Annotated in this window: 19 protein-coding genes; 13 read left to right on the forward strand and 6 right to left on the reverse strand. The window is 73.0% G+C overall.

Annotation, left to right across the window (positions count from 1 at the left end):
• Nucleotides 1-7: 7 nt before the first annotated feature.
• Together ACXJKF_RS07690 and ACXJKF_RS07695 are read right to left on the reverse strand one after the other, a co-directional pair.
• Nucleotides 8-352 (reverse strand): YciI family protein, encoded by a 345-nt coding sequence (locus ACXJKF_RS07690; RefSeq protein ID WP_055919948.1) that lies wholly within the window; start codon nucleotides 350-352, stop codon nucleotides 8-10.
• Nucleotides 353-431: 79 nt separating this feature from the next.
• Nucleotides 432-1277, reverse strand: a complete 846-nt coding sequence (locus tag ACXJKF_RS07695) for an aldo/keto reductase (protein WP_456787147.1) — start codon at nucleotides 1275-1277, stop codon at nucleotides 432-434.
• 85 nt (nucleotides 1278-1362) lie between these two features.
• On the opposite strand from ACXJKF_RS07695, the gene ACXJKF_RS07700 reads away from it, so the two are divergent.
• On the forward strand, nucleotides 1363-2280 hold the full coding sequence (locus ACXJKF_RS07700; RefSeq protein WP_456787148.1) for an SDR family oxidoreductase: 918 nt from the start codon (nucleotides 1363-1365) through the stop codon (nucleotides 2278-2280).
• Complete coding sequence (locus ACXJKF_RS07705) at nucleotides 2277-2792, forward strand: TetR/AcrR family transcriptional regulator (RefSeq protein ID WP_456787149.1); 516 nt, start codon at nucleotides 2277-2279, stop codon at nucleotides 2790-2792. Before ACXJKF_RS07700 ends, ACXJKF_RS07705 begins: the two co-directional genes overlap by 4 nt.
• Here ACXJKF_RS07705 and ACXJKF_RS07710 read toward each other — a convergent pair.
• Both ACXJKF_RS07710 and ACXJKF_RS07715 read right to left on the reverse strand, forming a co-directional pair.
• Entirely contained in the window at nucleotides 2773-3201 is a 429-nt protein-coding gene (locus tag ACXJKF_RS07710; protein ID WP_456787150.1) for an SRPBCC family protein, read from the reverse strand. The genes ACXJKF_RS07705 and ACXJKF_RS07710 overlap by 20 nt on opposite strands.
• A 10-nt stretch (nucleotides 3202-3211) precedes the next feature.
• Entirely contained in the window at nucleotides 3212-4084 is an 873-nt protein-coding gene (locus ACXJKF_RS07715) for a helix-turn-helix domain-containing protein (protein ID WP_456787151.1), read from the reverse strand.
• 102 nt (nucleotides 4085-4186) lie between these two features.
• Between ACXJKF_RS07715 and ACXJKF_RS07720 the strand changes: the two genes are divergently transcribed.
• The 4 genes from ACXJKF_RS07720 to ACXJKF_RS07735 all read left to right on the forward strand — a co-directional run bounded on the left by ACXJKF_RS07720 (nucleotide 4187) and on the right by ACXJKF_RS07735 (nucleotide 9218).
• A complete protein-coding gene (locus tag ACXJKF_RS07720) occupies nucleotides 4187-5518 on the forward strand; it encodes an FAD-binding oxidoreductase (RefSeq protein ID WP_456787152.1) in 1332 nt (443 codons plus the stop codon).
• 90 nt (nucleotides 5519-5608) lie between these two features.
• Nucleotides 5609-7594, forward strand: coding sequence for a penicillin-binding transpeptidase domain-containing protein (locus tag ACXJKF_RS07725; RefSeq protein ID WP_456787153.1), 1986 nt, complete (start codon nucleotides 5609-5611; stop codon nucleotides 7592-7594).
• Between the two features lie 95 nt (nucleotides 7595-7689).
• On the forward strand, nucleotides 7690-8256 hold the full coding sequence (locus ACXJKF_RS07730) for a sugar O-acetyltransferase (RefSeq protein WP_456787154.1): 567 nt from the start codon (nucleotides 7690-7692) through the stop codon (nucleotides 8254-8256).
• Nucleotides 8256-9218 carry an LLM class flavin-dependent oxidoreductase gene (locus ACXJKF_RS07735; RefSeq protein ID WP_456787155.1) on the forward strand — a complete coding sequence of 321 codons (963 nt, stop codon included), beginning with the start codon at nucleotides 8256-8258 and terminating at the stop codon, nucleotides 9216-9218. The genes ACXJKF_RS07730 and ACXJKF_RS07735 overlap by 1 nt, the downstream gene beginning before the upstream one ends.
• On the opposite strand, the gene ACXJKF_RS07740 is transcribed toward ACXJKF_RS07735, so the two are convergent.
• A complete protein-coding gene (locus ACXJKF_RS07740) occupies nucleotides 9215-9910 on the reverse strand; it encodes a DUF899 family protein (protein ID WP_456787156.1) in 696 nt (231 codons plus the stop codon). The genes ACXJKF_RS07735 and ACXJKF_RS07740 overlap by 4 nt on opposite strands.
• Nucleotides 9911-9983: 73 nt before the next feature.
• On the opposite strand from ACXJKF_RS07740, the gene ACXJKF_RS07745 reads away from it, so the two are divergent.
• Together ACXJKF_RS07745 and ACXJKF_RS07750 are read left to right on the forward strand one after the other, a co-directional pair.
• Complete coding sequence (locus tag ACXJKF_RS07745) at nucleotides 9984-10841, forward strand: sigma-70 family RNA polymerase sigma factor (RefSeq protein ID WP_456787157.1); 858 nt, start codon at nucleotides 9984-9986, stop codon at nucleotides 10839-10841.
• 9 nt (nucleotides 10842-10850) lie between these two features.
• Complete coding sequence (locus ACXJKF_RS07750) at nucleotides 10851-11258, forward strand: RidA family protein (RefSeq protein ID WP_456787158.1); 408 nt, start codon at nucleotides 10851-10853, stop codon at nucleotides 11256-11258.
• A 4-nt stretch (nucleotides 11259-11262) separates the two neighbouring features.
• Here ACXJKF_RS07750 and ACXJKF_RS07755 read toward each other — a convergent pair whose 3' ends face one another.
• Nucleotides 11263-11772 carry an adenylyl-sulfate kinase gene (locus ACXJKF_RS07755; protein ID WP_456787159.1) on the reverse strand — a complete coding sequence of 170 codons (510 nt, stop codon included), beginning with the start codon at nucleotides 11770-11772 and terminating at the stop codon, nucleotides 11263-11265.
• Between the two features lie 119 nt (nucleotides 11773-11891).
• Between ACXJKF_RS07755 and ACXJKF_RS07760 the strand changes: the two genes are divergently transcribed.
• From ACXJKF_RS07760 to ACXJKF_RS07780, 5 genes are all read left to right on the forward strand, one after another.
• A complete protein-coding gene (locus ACXJKF_RS07760) occupies nucleotides 11892-12863 on the forward strand; it encodes an NAD(P)-dependent alcohol dehydrogenase (protein ID WP_456787160.1) in 972 nt (323 codons plus the stop codon).
• Nucleotides 12863-13291, forward strand: a complete 429-nt coding sequence (locus ACXJKF_RS07765; RefSeq protein WP_456787161.1) for a hypothetical protein — start codon at nucleotides 12863-12865, stop codon at nucleotides 13289-13291. The genes ACXJKF_RS07760 and ACXJKF_RS07765 overlap by 1 nt, the downstream gene beginning before the upstream one ends.
• On the forward strand, nucleotides 13288-13503 hold the full coding sequence (locus tag ACXJKF_RS07770; protein ID WP_369816320.1) for a helix-turn-helix transcriptional regulator: 216 nt from the start codon (nucleotides 13288-13290) through the stop codon (nucleotides 13501-13503). Before ACXJKF_RS07765 ends, ACXJKF_RS07770 begins: the two co-directional genes overlap by 4 nt.
• Nucleotides 13504-13566: 63 nt before the next feature.
• On the forward strand, nucleotides 13567-14202 hold the full coding sequence (locus ACXJKF_RS07775) for a DUF4386 domain-containing protein (RefSeq protein WP_456787162.1): 636 nt from the start codon (nucleotides 13567-13569) through the stop codon (nucleotides 14200-14202).
• A gap of 9 nt (nucleotides 14203-14211) precedes the next feature.
• Entirely contained in the window at nucleotides 14212-16011 is a 1800-nt protein-coding gene (locus ACXJKF_RS07780) for an SLC13 family permease (RefSeq protein WP_456787163.1), read from the forward strand.
• Nucleotides 16012-16018 lie beyond the last annotated feature (7 nt).

The following is a 16018-nucleotide window of genomic DNA, read 5'->3' on the forward strand; positions in this document are numbered from 1 at the left end:
GCGTCCGTCATTGGTACCGGAACGGCCGGACCTCGATGGGCAGGCCCGTCGCGACGGCCAGCTGCCCGCCCCAGTCCATCGCCGCGTCGAGGTCGTCGACGTCGACGATGGTGAAGCCGCCCAGGTGCTCGCGGGCCTCGACGAACGGTCCGTCGGTGGTGACCACGTCGCCGTCCTTGGCGCGCAGCACGGTCGCGGTGCTCGGGTCGTGCAGGCCGCCTGCGTAGACCCAGATCCCGGCGTCGCGCATCGCCTGGTCGACCACGCCGACGGCCTGCATGATCGGCTCGAGGACCTCGGGGGCGGGCATGGGCCCGTCGGGTTCCATCACGCTCAGCAGGTAGTGGCTCATGGCGTCCTCCTCGGTGCGGCACCGGCCCTGCGCCGGCTGCTCACCCCTCATACGAACGGTGAGCAGCCGGATCGACAGGTCAGTCCGCGGCAACCGGAACGTAGTCGAACGTGTCGGGGTCCGGGCCGGTGCGCTCGTCGCGGTTGAGGCTCGTGATGTCGGCGACGTCTACCTCGGACAGCTCGAAGTCGAAGAGCGCGAAGTTCTCCTCGATGCGGCTGCGGGTCACGGACTTGGGGAACACGATGTCGCCGCGCTGGAGGTGCCACCGCAGGGTGACCTGCGCGGGAGTCTTCCCCAGCGACTCCGCGATGCGCACGATCGTCGGGTCGTCCAGGACCTTGCCCTGCGCGATCGGGCTCCACGCCTCGGTCGCGATGCCGTGCTCGGCGTCGAACGCGCGCACCTCGGTCTGCGTGAGGTACGGGTGCACCTCGACCTGGTTCACGGCGGGCGTGATGGTGGTCTCGGCGTGCAGGCGGCGCAGGTGCTGCGGCTGGAAGTTGGAGACGCCGATCGCCTTGGCGCGGCCGGAGCGGTAGAAGTCCTCCATCGCCTTCCACGTGTCGACGTAGCTGCTCACCGTCGGCAGCGGCCAGTGGATGAGGAACAGGTCGACGTAGTCGAGCCCGAGGGTGTCGAGCGTCAGGTCGAACGCGATCGCCGCGTCCTCCGGGTCGTGCGCGTCGTTGTTGAGCTTGCTGGTGATGAAGACCTCGTCGCGGTTCAGGCCGGACGCGGCGACGGCCTCGCCGACGCCCTGCTCGTTCTTGTACATCTGCGCGGTGTCGATGTGGCGGTAGCCCACCTCGAACGCCTGCAGGACCGCGTCCTTGGTCTCGGCGGGGTCGATCTGGAAGACGCCGAACCCCAGCTGGGGGATCTGCACGCCGTTGTTCAGGGTGATGTTCGGGACTGTGCTCATACCGTCCATTGCAACCCGTCGACCGCCGGTTCGCGCGCTAGGATGCCAACTAACCAGTTGGTTGTGCCGTTGCGAGGAGCCCCAGATGTACGTCGTCCCCGACCAGACCGGACGCACCGTCGTCGTCACCGGCGCCAACAGCGGCACCGGCCGGGAGGCCGCCGAACGCCTCGCCGCCGCCGGTGCGCACGTCGTCCTCGCGGTCCGCAGCGCGGAGAAGGGCGAGAAGGCGCTCGCGGAGATCCTCGCCGCCCACCCCGGCGCGTCCGCCGAGGTGCGGATCGTCGACCTCGCGTCCCTGGCCTCGGTGCAGACCTTCGCCGACGCCCTGAGCCGCGACCTGACGCACCTCGACACCCTGGTCAACAACGCCGGCGTCATGACCCCGCCCAGCCGCTTCGAGACCGAGGACGGGTTCGAGCTGCAGCTGGGCACCAACTTCCTCGGCCCGTTCGCGCTGACCAACCGCCTCCTGCCGCTCCTGCTGGTGGCTCCCGCCGGGCGCGTCACCACGATGAGCAGCGGCATGGCGGCCGTGGGTCGGATCCGGTTCGACGACCTGCAGTGGACCCGGCGCCGGTACAGCCCCACGCGGTCCTACGCGCAGTCCAAGCTGGCGGACCTCCTGCTCGCCCGTCAGCTGGCCCACGTCTCGATGCGGCATGGCTGGGCGCTGCGCAGCAACGCGGCCCACCCGGGGTTCACGCAGACCAACCTGCAGACCGCGGGCGCGTCGCTCGGCAAGGACGCCGTGCACCGCTCGTCCATCGCGAGGTTCCCGTTCGTCCCGTCGCAGCTGCCGCCCGAGGGCGCCGAGCCGATGCTGTTCGCGGCGGCCGACCCGCGGGCGGTCGAGGACGGCTACTACGGCCCGACCGGCCGGTTCGGTCTCGTCGGCCCCACCGGGCCTGTCCGCCTCTCCCGCCGCATGCGCGACGACGACACCGCCGCCCGTCTCTGGGCGGTGGCACAGGACCTGACCGGCACGGCGCTGCCCGCATGATGGCCGCGGACACCCCGCGCCGGATCCTCGACGCCGCCGCCGACGAGTTCGCCGAGCGCGGGCTCGCCGGGGCGCGGGTGGACCGGATCGCCCAGCGCGCCGGCGCCAACAAGCAGCGGATCTACGCGTACTTCGGCAGCAAGGACGGGCTGTTCGACCGGGTGGTCGAGGACCGGATCGAGCAGCTGCTGGACGCCGTGCCGTTCGACGCCGTCGACCTGCCCGGCTACGCGGTCCGGCTCTGGGAGTTCAACGTCGCGCACCCGGCGCTGGTGCGGCTGCTCCTGTGGCACGCGCTCGAGCGTCCCGGCGCGCAGCTCGCGCACTCCGAGTCCTCGCACGCCCGCAAGGTGGCCGCGCTGCGCGCCGTGCGGGGGGACGACGAGTGGCCCGCGGACCGGCTGCTCGGCCAGGTGCTCGCGCTGGTGCACGGCGTCACGCTCGCGCCAGGGGCCGAGCCCGAGACGGTCCGCGCGGACCTGCACCGCGCGGTCAGCCGGCTGGTCGGATAGCCGGCTCGACCACCGCGCGCAGGCGCTCGGGCTGGACGCCGTCCTCCTTGGCGATGGACCGGCGGATGACCGGGGCGAGCACCTTCAGGGCCCCACCGACCTCGACGTCGGCGAGCAGCCGAAGACGCGTCCCGTCGGCGGTGCCGGACAGCGTGTAGGTGTACACCGCGGTCACCGGCCCGGAGCGCGAGAGCAGGGCCAGCGTGCGCGGGGCGGCGAGGGTGTCGACGACCGCGGTCCGCTCCTTGCCACGGACGGTGAACGTCACGACGGCGCCCTGCGCCACCGGCCCGCTCATCGCCGTCACCCCCGGCATCCACCGCGACGCCAGCGACCAGTCGGTCAGCGCCGCCCAGACCGCGTCGGGAGGTGCGGCGATGGTCGTCGTGGTGTCGATCGCGGTGGTCATGGGCGCGACGCTAGGCGCCGGTGCCGGCGCGGTCTTGGACGGGATTGACCACCGGTGTGAAGCCCGGCTCCGTCGGCGCGTCACCGTAGACCGCCTGGTACGCGGCCACGTACCCGCCGGGCGTCGTCCCGGTGTGCCGCCGGAAGTGCCGGATGAGGTGCGCCTGGTCGTACCAGCCGAGGTCGGCGGCCACCTGCCCCCAGCCGACGGGCCGGCCGGTGTCGAGCGACGCCAGCAGGTCCCGCATCCGGGTCACCCGCGCGAACGTCCCGGGGCTCAGCCCGACCACCCGTCGGAACCCGCGGTCGAGGTGGGCGTGCGTCAGGTGCAGCTCGCGGGCGACGTCCACGACGGGTCGACCCGGGTCCGCGACGAGGGCGGCCACCGCGGCCTCGACGTCGTCGGTGCAGCGCGGCAGCGCGCGCTCGCGGACCTCCACGGCCTCGACGAGCGTCGCCTCGACGGCCGCGATCATGCGGGCGGGGTCGTCCAGGGTCAGCAGCTCGCGGCGCACGGACGCCCACGGCTCGGCGCCGACCAGCCGGCCGCGCAGGACGCGCGGGTCGACGCCGAACGCGGTCGCGCAGCCGATCGGCGTCGCGACCACCCCGACGCACCACGTCTCGCCGAGGGGCCGGTTCAGCATCGGCTGGTCGTCGGGCCCCAGCAGGAACCCGGTGCGTGCCAGGTGCCGGTCGCCGCTGCCGTTGCGCGCGACCTGGGCGATCGGCGCCCCGAGCACCAGCCCGAGCACCGCCGACCCCGTCGGTGCCACGCGTTCCGCGGGCGCCCGCAGCCGTCCGCGGGCGTACCAGATGCTCGCCACGTACCGACCGAGCGGCCCCGTCGGCTCGTGCGTCACGTAGGTGGAGTCGTCGGCCACCCGCTGATCGTCGCGCACTGTCGGAGGTCGGTGGAAAGGTCGTGCTCGCACGTGTGCCCCCGTGGCACCCTGCCCGTGACCCACCTGCAGAGGAGCTCCGGCATGTCCCACCCCCTCGCCTCCCTCGTGACCGGACCCGTGCTGACCCCGGACGAGGAGGGGTTCGCGGACGAGGTCGCCCCGCACAACCGCGCGGTCGTGAACAGCCCCGACGTGGTGGTCGGCGCGACGAGCACGTCGGACGTCGTCGCGGCCGTGCGCTGGGCCGCCGAGCACCGGGTGCCCCTGACCGTGCTGGCCACCGGGCACGGCGCGACCACGCCCGTCACGTCCGGGGTCCTGCTGACCACCCGCCGTCTCGGTGGCGTGGAGGTGGACCCGGACGCCCGCACCGCGACGATCGGCGCCGGCGCCCTGTGGACCGACGTCGTCCCCGTCGCCGACGCGCACGGCCTGACCCCGGTCGCCGGGTCGTCCACCCACGTCGGCGTCGTCGGCTACCTGCTCGGCGGCGGGATCGGTCCGTTCGCGCGCAGCCACGGGTACAGCTCCGACTACCTCGAGTCGATCACCGTCGTGACGGGCGCGGGCGAGGTCGTCGAGGCGTCGGCCGACGAGCACCCTGACCTGTTCTGGGCGCTCCGCGGCGGCAAGGTCGGCCTCGGTGTGGTGACGCGGGTGCGGCTGCGGCTCGTCGCGATCCCGGAGCTGTACGCCGGGACGCTGTTCTTCGACGCGGAGCACATCGAGACGGCCCTGCGCGGTTGGCTCGCGTGGACGGCGACGGCGGACGCCGGGACCACGACCAGCGCGGCGATCATCCACTTCCCGGACTTCGAGGCCGTCCCGCCGTTCCTGCGGGGGCGGACGGCACTGACCTTGCGGGTGGCGCGGCCCGGCGACGAGGCAGCGGGGGCGGCGGTCACGGCACCCCTGCGGGCGCTCGCCCCGACGTTCCTGGACACGGTCGGCGTCCTGCCGGTGGCGCGGTCGGCCGAGATCCACAACGACCCCGTCGACCCGGCCCCCAGCTGGGTGCGCGGGTTCATGCTCAGCCGCGCGGACGACGACCTCGCGACCGCGTGGCTCGACGTCGCCGGACCGACGACAGGTCAGCCGTTCGTGGCCGTCGAGCTGCGGCACGTCGCCGGTGCCACGGGGGTGGACGCGCCCGGCGGGTCGGCCGTCTCGGGCCGGACCGCGGCGTTCGTCGCCGGGCTCGTCGGCGTCGACCCGACCCAGTTCGACAGCACCCTCCCGACCGCCGGGGACGCCGTCGCCGCCGCCCTCGCACCGTGGACCACCGCCGAGCTCAACCCCAACTTCGCCGGGCGGGGCACAGCGGTGTGGGACCCGGCGACGGCCGACCGGCTGGCCCAGGTGCGCCGGACGTACGACCCGGCGAGGGTGCTCGCGTCTGGGGAGGAGTGGTGAAGGGTCGTCCGTTCTCACCCGCTCGACCACCCCGCGATGGCACGCTCACGAGGCGACGCGCGACGCAGCCGCACGTGACGAGAGGACAGCATGACGTTCGCAGGTGAACGGACAGCAGCCCGGCGGCGGCTCGTGGGTGGCGGCATCGTGATCGCCCTGGTCGGGGCCGGTCTGGCCGCGTGCTCGCCCAAGCCGCCGACGCCGGACAGCGCGACGGAGGCGCTCGCCGGCGCGCTGACCTCCGGCGACTTCTCCGACGCGCCGTTCGCCGGTGGCGCCGTGGACCAGACCGAGGCGACGGCGGCCAGGACTGCCGCGTACGAGGGCCTCGCGCCGTGGGAGCCCGACGTCACGGTCGTCACGACCACGATCGACGACAAGGACAAGGACCTCGCCACGGTGACCTTCGGGTACACGTGGGACGTCGACGACAGCGACGCCGACTGGACGTACGAGACGCACGCGCAGCTCGCCCTGGACGACGAGGCGAACGCCTGGACCGCCACGTGGTCGCCCACGCTGCTCGCACCCGACCTCGTCGCGGGCGAGGTCCTCACCGTCCAGAAGGCGCGGGCGGACCGCGCCAACGTGCTGGGCGCCGACGGTGCCGTGATCGTCGAGCCGCGCACCGTCCACCGCCTCGGCATCGACAAGACGCGGGTCGCCGCACCGGAGCAGGACGCAGCCGCGCGTGAGCTCGCCGGTGCGCTCGGCATCGACGCCGAGGCGTACGCGGCCAAGGTCGCGGCCGCGGGCGAGCGGGCGTTCATCGAGGCCATCACGATCCGCCACGGCGACCCGAGCTACGACGTCACGGCCCTCGCGGCGATGCCCGGCGTCAACGACGTCGTCGACCAGCTGCCGCTCGCCCCCACCCGCCAGTTCGCCCGGCCCATCCTCGGCACGGTCGGGCCGGCAACGGCGGAGATCATCGAGAAGTCGGACGGCGCCGTCTCGGACGGCGACCTCGCCGGCCTGTCCGGGCTCCAGCGCCAGTACGACGCGCAGCTGCGCGGGCTGCCCGGCCTCACGATCACCGCCGCGCAGGCCGACGGCGTCGCGCCGCGCCAGCTCTACGTGGTCGAGCCGACCCCCGGCACGCCGCTGACCACGACGATCGACGTCGGCCTGCAGGAGGCCGCCGAGTACGCGATCTCCGGGGTCGGGCCGGCCAGTGCGGTCGTCGCCATCCGGCCCTCGACGGGGGACGTGCTCGCGGCCGCCAGCGGGGCCGGTGGGGAGGGCATGTCGACCGCGACCCTGGGGCAGTTCGCGCCGGGCTCCACGTTCAAGGTGGTGACCGCGCTCGCGCTCCTGCGGTCCGGGCTGACGGCCGACAGCGACACGACGTGCCCGGCGACGATCTCGGTCGACGGCCGGTCGTTCACCAACTTCCCCGAGTACCCGACCGACAAGCTGGGCACCATCCCGCTGCGGACGGCCTTCGCCAACTCGTGCAACACGGCCTTCATCTCGGCCCGGGACACGGCGGACCAGGACGCCCTCATCGACGCCGCCGGGTCGCTCGGCCTCGACCCCCACGCGGCGCTCGGGTTCCCCGCGTTCCTCGGAGACGTCCCCGCCGACTCGGACGGCACCGACCACGCCGCCTCGATGATCGGGCAGGGACGGGTGCTGGCGTCGCCGCTCGGCATGGCGACGGTGGCCGCCTCGGTGGCCCGCGGAGCGACCGTGGTGCCGCGGCTCGTCGTGCCGGCGGACGGCGCCGCGACGCCGGAGCCGACCGACGACGACACCGCGGCCAGCGACGAGCCGACCGACGCCCCGCGGCCGATCRTCCCGCTGACCGCGGACGAGGGCGCGACGCTGCACGAGCTCATGCGCGGCGTCGTGACCGAGGGCGGTGCGTCGTTCCTGCTGGACGTCCCGGGCGACGAGGTGGCCGCCAAGACCGGCACCGCGCAGTTCGGGGAGGCCGGGAACCTGCAGAACCACGTGTGGATGATCGCGATCCAGGGTGACCTGGCCGTCGCGGTGTTCGTCGACGTCGGCGAGTACGGGTCGACCACGGCCGGGCCGCTGCTGGAGGAGTTCCTGCGGGCGGCCCAGGGCTGACCCTGAGCTCGAGTGGTTGCGCCGGCTCGAGCGCGTGCTCTGTCTCGACGCGGTCGCCTGTGTCGCGGCAACTCTGCTGTGAGAGCGTCGGTCGCATGACTGACGAGGACACCCGGACCCAGTACGAGCGGATGGTCGCGGGCGACTGGTACGAGGCCGACGCCGAGATCCACGCCCTGACGAGTGCTGCGCAGGCCCGCGCGGAGCGGTTCGCCCAGGCGGTCAGGGACGGTGACGACGACGCGGTCGACCGGCTGCGCGAGCTCCTGGGCTCGCTCGGCGAGGGCTCGTGGATCCGCCCGCCGCTCTACGTCGACCTGGGGGTGCACCTGCACGTCGGGGCGCGGTCGTTCGTCAACTTCGGGCTCGTGGCGCTCGACGTCGCGCACATCCGCATCGGCGATGACACCAAGATCGGCCCGAACGTCCAGCTGCTGACGCCGATCCACCCCGTGGATCCCGAGCCCCGTCGGGACAAGCTCGAGGCCGCCAAGCCGATCACCATCGGCGACAACGTCTGGCTCGGCGGCGGCGTGATCGTCTGCCCGGGCGTGACCATCGGCGACAACACCGTCGTCGGCGCCGGGTCCGTCGTGACCAAGGACCTGCCCGCCAACGTCGTCGCGGTCGGCAACCCCGCGCGCGTGATCAAGGAGATCTGATGCCAGAGCCGATGACCGAGCGCGCTGTCGGCGTCATGCTGCCGCGGGACCTGCCCGCACACCAGTTCCGCACCTACGCGCAGCGCGCGGAGACGCTCGGCTTCGACGAGCTCTGGGTGGTCGAGGACTGCTTCTTCCGCGGCGGGATCGCGCAGGCGGCCGCGGCGCTCGCGATGACCGAGCGGATCCGGCTCGGCATCGGCATCCTGCCGGCCGCGGTCCGGAACGCGGCGTTCACCGCGCTGGAGGCGGCGACGCTCGCGGAGCTGTTCCCCGGCCGCGTCGACATCGGCATCGGGCACGGGATGCCCGGCTGGATGCGGCAGGTCGGCGCGTGGCCGGCCAGCCCGCTGACGATGCTGGGCGAGCACCTGGACGCGGTCCGAGCGGTGCTGACCGGCACGCGGGAGAACGCGGACGGCCGGTACGTGCACCTCGACGGCGTCGAGCTCAACACCCCGCCGAGCAGCGTCCCGCGCATCCTCGCGGGCGTCCGCGGACCGAAGTCGCTCGCGCTCGCGGGCCGGTCCGCCGACGGCACGATCCTCGCGGAGCCGGTGACGCCCGAGTACGTCGCCGAGGCGCTCCGGCACATCGCGCCGACGCGCGAGCACCGGATCGTCGCGTACTGCGTCGCCGTGGTCGACGACGTCGCGACCGCGGCCCGCGACGCCGCCCGGCCCGCGCTGGAGTGGATCGGGGACCCGGACTGGGACGTGCACATCGCGCCGCTGCCGTTCGCCGACGAGTTCCGCGCGCTGCGGGCGTCGTCCGGCACCCGTGAGGCGTTCGCCGCGGCGATGCCCGACGCGTGGGTCGACCAGCTCGCCGTCGTCGGCACGGTGGACGACACCCGACGCCGGATCGGCCAGCTGCACGACGCGGGTGTCACGACGACGGTCCTGATGCCGGTCGGCGCGGACCCGCTGGGCGCCCTGGAGGACCTGGCCAGGGTGCTCTAGCGGCAGCAGCTGTGGGAGGAGACGCCCGGCCGCGTCCACTGCGCGACCGGCCGGCCGTCGCGACGCCACCAGCTCCCCGTCGGGTCCTGCGGCCAGCCCTCGGGTGAGTCCTCCCACTCCTCCTGCCGGCCGTACACCGTCAGGTCGAGGAGCTGGAGGGCGGGCATCATCACCTCGACTCCGCGACCGTCCGTCTCGAAGGTCTGGAAGACGCGGTCGCCGACGCGCAGGTACGCGTTGAGCCACCCGTCGGAGATGCCGGGGGAGTCGACGCCGTCGAGGGAGTACCAGGGCGCGGTGTAGCCCATGAGCTCGCGGAACGGCGCGAACTCGTCGTACGGCCCCTCGCACCAGATCGCGAACGTGACTCCGCGTGCTTCGAGGTAGCTGGCGTCCTGGAAGTTCCAGACCGTCGCCGTGCAGCCCTGGCACTGGTCCGCGAACCCCTTGCCGCGGTGCCACATGTGCTTGCAGGTGATCAGCTGGTCGCGGCCTTCGAACATGTCCCGTACCGCGACGGGTCCGTCCGGGCCGAGCAGCTCGACGTCGCCGTCGATCTCCACCATCGGCTGGCGACGACGGTCGGCGGCCAGAGCGCTGCCCGCGCGGGTGTGAGCCTTCTCGCGGACCAGCAGCGCGTCGCGCGCACGCTGCCAGGTGGTGCGGTCGACGATCTCGGGGGTGGCGGTCACGGGGTCTTCCCGGTCAGGGTGGTCGGTCTCTGTACCGACGAGCCAGGTCGGAAACGTCATCGATGGAGCGGGCATGGATCTCGAGGTGCACCGGCGTGAGCTGCGGGCGCACGGCTACCGGCTGACGGGCAACGTCGCGGACGCGGACGACCTGGTCCAGGAGACGTTCCTGCGCGCCTGGCGATCACGCGACGCGTTCGACGGCCGCGCGTCGACACGGACGTGGCTCTACCGGATCGCGACGAACGTCTTCCTCGACACCCGCAAGGCGGCGGAGCGTCGGACGGTCCCGGTCGGCGACGTCCTGGAGTGGAGCACCGAGATCGGCCCGTTCCCCGACGACGAGGCCGCCGCCGACGAGCTGGTCGAGCTCGCGCTGATCGCCGCCCTCATGCACCTGCCGCCCCGGCAGCGCGCCGCGTTCGTGCTCCGTGACGTCAGCGGCTGGACCCCCGCCGAGATCGCCGACGCCCTCGACGTCGCCGTGCCCGCCGCGAACAGCCTGGTCCAGCGCGCGCGGGACACGATCCGTCGGCACGCACCCGCGAGCCGGGACGACTGGCGGCGCCCGGCACTGACCGCGCAGGACGAGGAGATCCTGCGCCGGTACGCGGCTGCGTCCGGCGCCGAGGCGTTCCGGATGCTGCTCGCCGACGACGTCCGGATCACCATGCCGCCCGACGCCCCCGTGGAGGGTCGCAACACCGTGGCCGAGTTCCTCGCCCGCCCGCTGGACTGGCGCACCGTCCTGTCGAGCGCCAACGGCCGACCCGCCCTGGTCAACTACCTGCGGGAGCCCGGCGGCGCACGCTACGAGGCGCTCGTGGTCGACGTGCTGCGCGTCGTCGACGGCCGGATCGCGGAGATCAACGCGTTCGTCGGCGCGCACCACGTCGCGGCGCTGGGCCTGCCCGGCTCGCTCGATCCCTAGGCTCTGCGCATGGCAACCGCGGTCCGGCTCATCCGATCCCCCCTGCTCAGCGACGTCGCGCAGTACGCGTACGCGGCGACGGCGGACCCGGGAGCGCGGTACGTGTTCCTGGCCGGGGCGTGCCCGCTCGCCGACGACGGGTCGACCGTCGCTCTCGGCGACTACGCCGGTCAGGCGGCCCGGTGCATCGAGACGCTCACACTGGCGCTCGCCGCCGCCGGAGCGACCATCGAGGACGTGATCAGCACGCGCGTCCTGGTCGCGTCGTCGCAGCGGGACGACCTGGGCACGGTGTGGGCCGTGGTTCGGGACGCGTTCGGCGAGCACGACGTCCCGAGCACCCTGCTCGGCGTCACCGTGCTCGGGTACGAGGACCAGCTCGTCGAGATCGAGGCCGTGGCGGCGGTCGTCGACTGAGGGTTCAGAACCCCAGAAGGTCCGCGATCTGCGACGCGACGGCCGAGGGTGGGCGGTCGACGTTGCTGACGACGAGCTCCTCCACGCCGGCCTCGACGAGCAGGACGGCGAGGACGTCGGTCCGGGCCAGGTGCCAGTCGCGCTCGGGGCCGGGCGGGTGCCGGGCGACGAGGCGGGCGTGCCGGAGGGCTGTGGGCACGTCGATCCGGACGACGCGGACGGGTTCGCCGAGGGCGTCCGCGTAGGCGTCGCGCTGCGCGGCGGTCTCGATGACCCGCGGCAGGATCAGCACGTCCAGTCCGGCGTCCTGCCAGTGCGGTCGCATCGTGCGCAGGTGGGCGGCGACGACGCGTTCGTTGAAGGGGTCGTCGGGTGGCGACGGGGTCTCGTTGGCGATGGCGTCGACGTCGACCTCACCGGCGGCGAGCCCGCGCGCGAGGAGTGCGTCCCGCAGGGCGACGGCCACCGTCGACTTGCCGGCACCGACGGTTCCCGAGAGCGCGACGACCTGCATGGCGCCCATCCTGCCGTGTAAAGAACTCTTGACACGATGTCTGGTTCGCCATACCTTCGCCATGTCAACAATTCTTTACACAGGAGACTCCGATGGACGTCCGGACCGAGACTCGCACCATGCAGGCGATCACCCAGCGCGCGTACGGCTCGTCGGACGTGCTCACGCACACGACGGTGCCGCGGCCGGTGCCGAAGGCCGACGAGGTACTCGTCGCGGTGCGCGCCTCGTCGCTGAACTTCGCCGACGTCGCCATGGTCACCGGCCGGCCGGCGCTGATCCGGACCGTGTCCGGGCTGCGCACGCCCAAGCACCGGGTGCCGGGCAAGGACGTCGCCGGCGTGGTCGAGGCGGTCGGCGCGGACGTGACCGACCTCCGCCCCGGCGACGAGGTGTTCGGTGAGGCCGTGGCCGGCGTGTGGGCGCAGTACGTGCGCGTCCCGGCGAGGCTCGTGGCACGCAAGCCGGCGAACCTGACGTTCGAGCAGGCGGCCACGCTGCCGCTCGCAGCGGGTACCGCGCTCGACTGCACCGCCGGGGTCCAGCCCGGGCAGAAGGTGCTGGTCAACGGCGCGTCCGGCGGGGTCGGCACGTTCTGCGTGCAGATGGCCACGGCGCTCGGGGCCGAGGTGACCGGGGTGTGCAGCGGCCGCAACGTCGAGCTGGTCCGCGGGGTCGGGGCCGACCACGTCGTCGACTACGAGCGCTCCGACTTCACCAGCGACGGCACCCGGTACGACCTGATCATCGACCTCGTCGGCAACCGCAGCCTCTCGGCCTACCGGCGGGCGCTGGCCCCGCACGGCACGCTGCACCTGTCCGGTGGCGGCGGTGGCTCGATCATCGGGCCGATGGCTCGGCTGGCGCAGGCGCTCGTCGTGAACCTCTTCGTGGCGCACCACCTGAGGCCGGTGTTCGCCACCCCGAGCCGGGCCAAGCTCGACCGGCTGCGCGAGCTCGCCGAGGCCGGGTCGCTCACGCCCGCGATCGAGCGGACCTACCCTCTGAGCGACGCCCCGGAGGCCGTGCGCCGGCTGATCGCCGAGCACGCCCGCGGCAAGACCGTCCTGACCGTCGCCGAGGAGCGCTGATGTCGTACGAGGAACGCAACGTCTGGGTGATGTTCGTCGTCTCCGTGCTCGCGTACGCGGTGTACGTCGTGGTCGTGCTGACGCGGGCACAGGACGTGCCGCTCACCGAGGTCGCGTACGTCGGGCCGCTCCTGTGGTCCATCGGCGGCGCCATCGTCGTCTCCATCCTCGCCTCCATCGCCGTCGGGCTGGCGAACCGGCGCGACGGGCACATGACGGACCAGCGCGACAAGGAGATCAACCGGGTGGGCGAGCGCACGGGCCAGTCGTTCGTCGTCATCGGCGCCCTCGCCGCGATGGTCCTGGCACTGCTCGAGGTGGACTGGTTCTGGATCGCCAACGTGATCTACCTCTGCTTCGTCCTCTCGGCGATCCTCTCCTCCATGACCAAGCTGGCGGCCTACCGGCAGGACTTCTCCACGTGGTGAAGCCTCCGACACGCGTCACCAACTCCATCCGCACGCTGCGCTTCACCCACGGCGAGATGACGCAGGCCGACCTGGCCGAACGCATCGGCGTCACCCGCCAGACCGTCATCGCGATCGAGCAGGGGCGCTACTCCCCGTCGCTCGAGATGGCCTTCCAGATCGCCCGCGTGTTCGACGTCCCGCTCGACGACGTCTTCCAGTACCCGGGCTGACCCTCGCACCTCCCGCACGAGACCAGCAGGTCTCGCGATCCGTCATGCCCGAAGGAGCCTCCGATGAACGCACGCCTGGCTGGACTGCTGTACCTCGTCGTCGCCGTCTGCGGCGGCTTCGCCGAGCTCGCCGTCCGATCGACGATCGCGGCGGCCAATGACATCCCCGGCGCGCTCCGCGACGGCGCCGAGCTCATGAAGGTCGCCTTCGCCGCCGACCTGGTCGCCTTCACCTGCTTCCTGCTGGTCGGCATCGCCCTGTACGGCCTGTTCGAGCACGTCCACCGCACGGCCGCCGTCGCCATGCTCACCATGAACGCGGTCAGCGTGGCTCTGCAGAGCGCGAACCTGGTCAACCACGCGGGGGCGKCGTTCGCGGCGCAGCGGGGAGCCGACGATCTCGCCGTGCTGTTCCTGGACCTGCACGGCGTCGGGTACCTGGTCGCGCAGGTGTTCTTCGGCGGCTGGCTGATCCCGCTCGGCTACCTGGTGGTGCGGTCCGGGATGGTCCCCGCCCTGTTCGGGTACGCGCTCGTGATCGGTGGGGTCGGCTACCTGGTCGGCCTCAGCGTCGAGCTGGTCGCGCCCGGAGCAGAGTCCGTGATCCTGGCCCTGGGCCTGCTGGGTGGGCTCTCCGAGATCGCGTTCCTGGGGTGGTTGCTGGTGCGGGGCGTCCGCACGCCCGTCGCCGCGCCCTAGTGTGGCGATGTGTCCGACGCCACAGTGAGCCTGCTGGTGCTTGGCGGCTGCGTCGGTCTCTTCATCTGGAACCGGCTCAGCGTCGGGGTGGTCGCGATCCTCACCGCGCTGACCCTGTACGCGACCGGCCTGATCACGGCGAACGAGGCCGTCGCGGGGTTCGGTGACCCGGTCGTCGTGTTCATCGCGTCCCTGTTCGTGCTCAGCGAGGGCCTCGAGTCGTCGGGGGTCACCGCCTGGGCCGGGCAGCAGCTGATCGCCCGCGCAGGGACGGCGCGCAACCGGCTGCTGATCGCGCTCATGGGCCTGTCGGCGGTCATGGCGGCGCTCGTCACCCCCAACGGCGCGGCGGCCGCGCTGCTCCCGGTGGTGGTGCTGGCGTCACGACGGTCGAAGCAGTCGACGTCGCAGATGCTCATGCCGCTCGCGTTCGCCGCGAGCGCCGGTGCGCTCCTGGTGCTCAGCGGCAGCACGGTCAACGTCATCGTGTCCGACGCCCTGTTCGAGGCCACCGGGGAGCGGTTCGGGTTCTTCGAGTTCGGGCTGATCGGCCTGCCGCTGGTGCTGGTGACCATCGCGGTCTCGGTCCTCGTCGGCCGCCGGCTCCTGCCCGACCGGTCACCGACGTCCCTGCCCGCCGACTACTCCGCGCACGTCGACACGCTGGTCGAGCACTACAGCCTGGACGTGGGCTTCTTCCGGCTCGCGGTCCAGCCGGGGTCCGACGTCGTCGGCAGCCGCCGGGAGCAGGTGTCCGTACCGGACGGTGTCGTGCTCATCGGCGTGCAGCGGTCCACCGGCGCTCCGGCGGCCGAGGACGACCTGCTCGCCGTCGGTGACGTCGTCGTGGTGACGGGCGAGAGCGACGGCATCACTTCGCTCGTCAAGCGGCACGGGTTCGCGGTCGCGACGACGCCGCTGACCCGGGGGACGCGCGAGGCGCTGCTCGGCCGCGAGGTCGGCGTCGCGGAGCTGGTCGTCCGCCCGCGCTCGCGGGTGATCGGCGAGACCGTGTTCGCGGGTCTGGTCCGGTCCGGGGTCACCGTGCTCGGCGTCCGGCGCCTCGGCAAGGACCGCGGCGGCGACCACCTGGTGCTGGCCGAGGGGGACTCGCTCCTGGTGCACGGGCCGTGGTCGTACGTCGAGGCCTTCGCGGCCGACGACGACGTGCTCATCGTCGACAGCCCCGAGCTGGTCCGCCGGCAGACCGTCGCGCTCGGGCCGACGGCGTGGCGCGCGATCGCGGTGCTCGTCGGGACGGTCGCACTGCTGGCCACCGGGGCGGTCCCGCCCGCGATCGCCGGGCTGGCCGGCGCGACGGCGATGGTCATGACCGGGGTCGTCGGTGTCCCGCAGGCCTACCGGGCCGTGTCCTGGCAGACCGTGGTGCTGGTCGGCGGCCTCATCCCGCTCTCGGTCGCGATCGCCTCGTCCGGTGCCGCGGACCTGGTCGCCGGCTGGCTGGTCGGCATCGTCGGCGACGGCAGCCCGCAGGTGGTCCTCGCCGCGATCTTCGTGCTCACCGTGCTGCTCGGTCAGGTGGTCAGCAACACCGCGACCGTGCTCATCGTCGCGCCCATCGCGGTCGCCATGGGCAACGAGTCCGGGGTCGCGCTCGCCCCCGTGCTCATGCTCGTCGCGGTCGCCGGGGCCGCGTCGTTCCTGACCCCGATCGCCACCCCGGCCAACATGATGGTCATGGGGGCGGGCGGCTACCGGTTCTCCGACTACTGGAAGCTCGGCCTGGCGACCACGGTGGCGTGGTTCGTCGTCGCGGTCCTGCTCATCCCCGTCATCTGGCCCACGTAAGGAGCTC

It is taken from the genome of Cellulomonas sp. P5_C5, assembly GCF_054049655.1.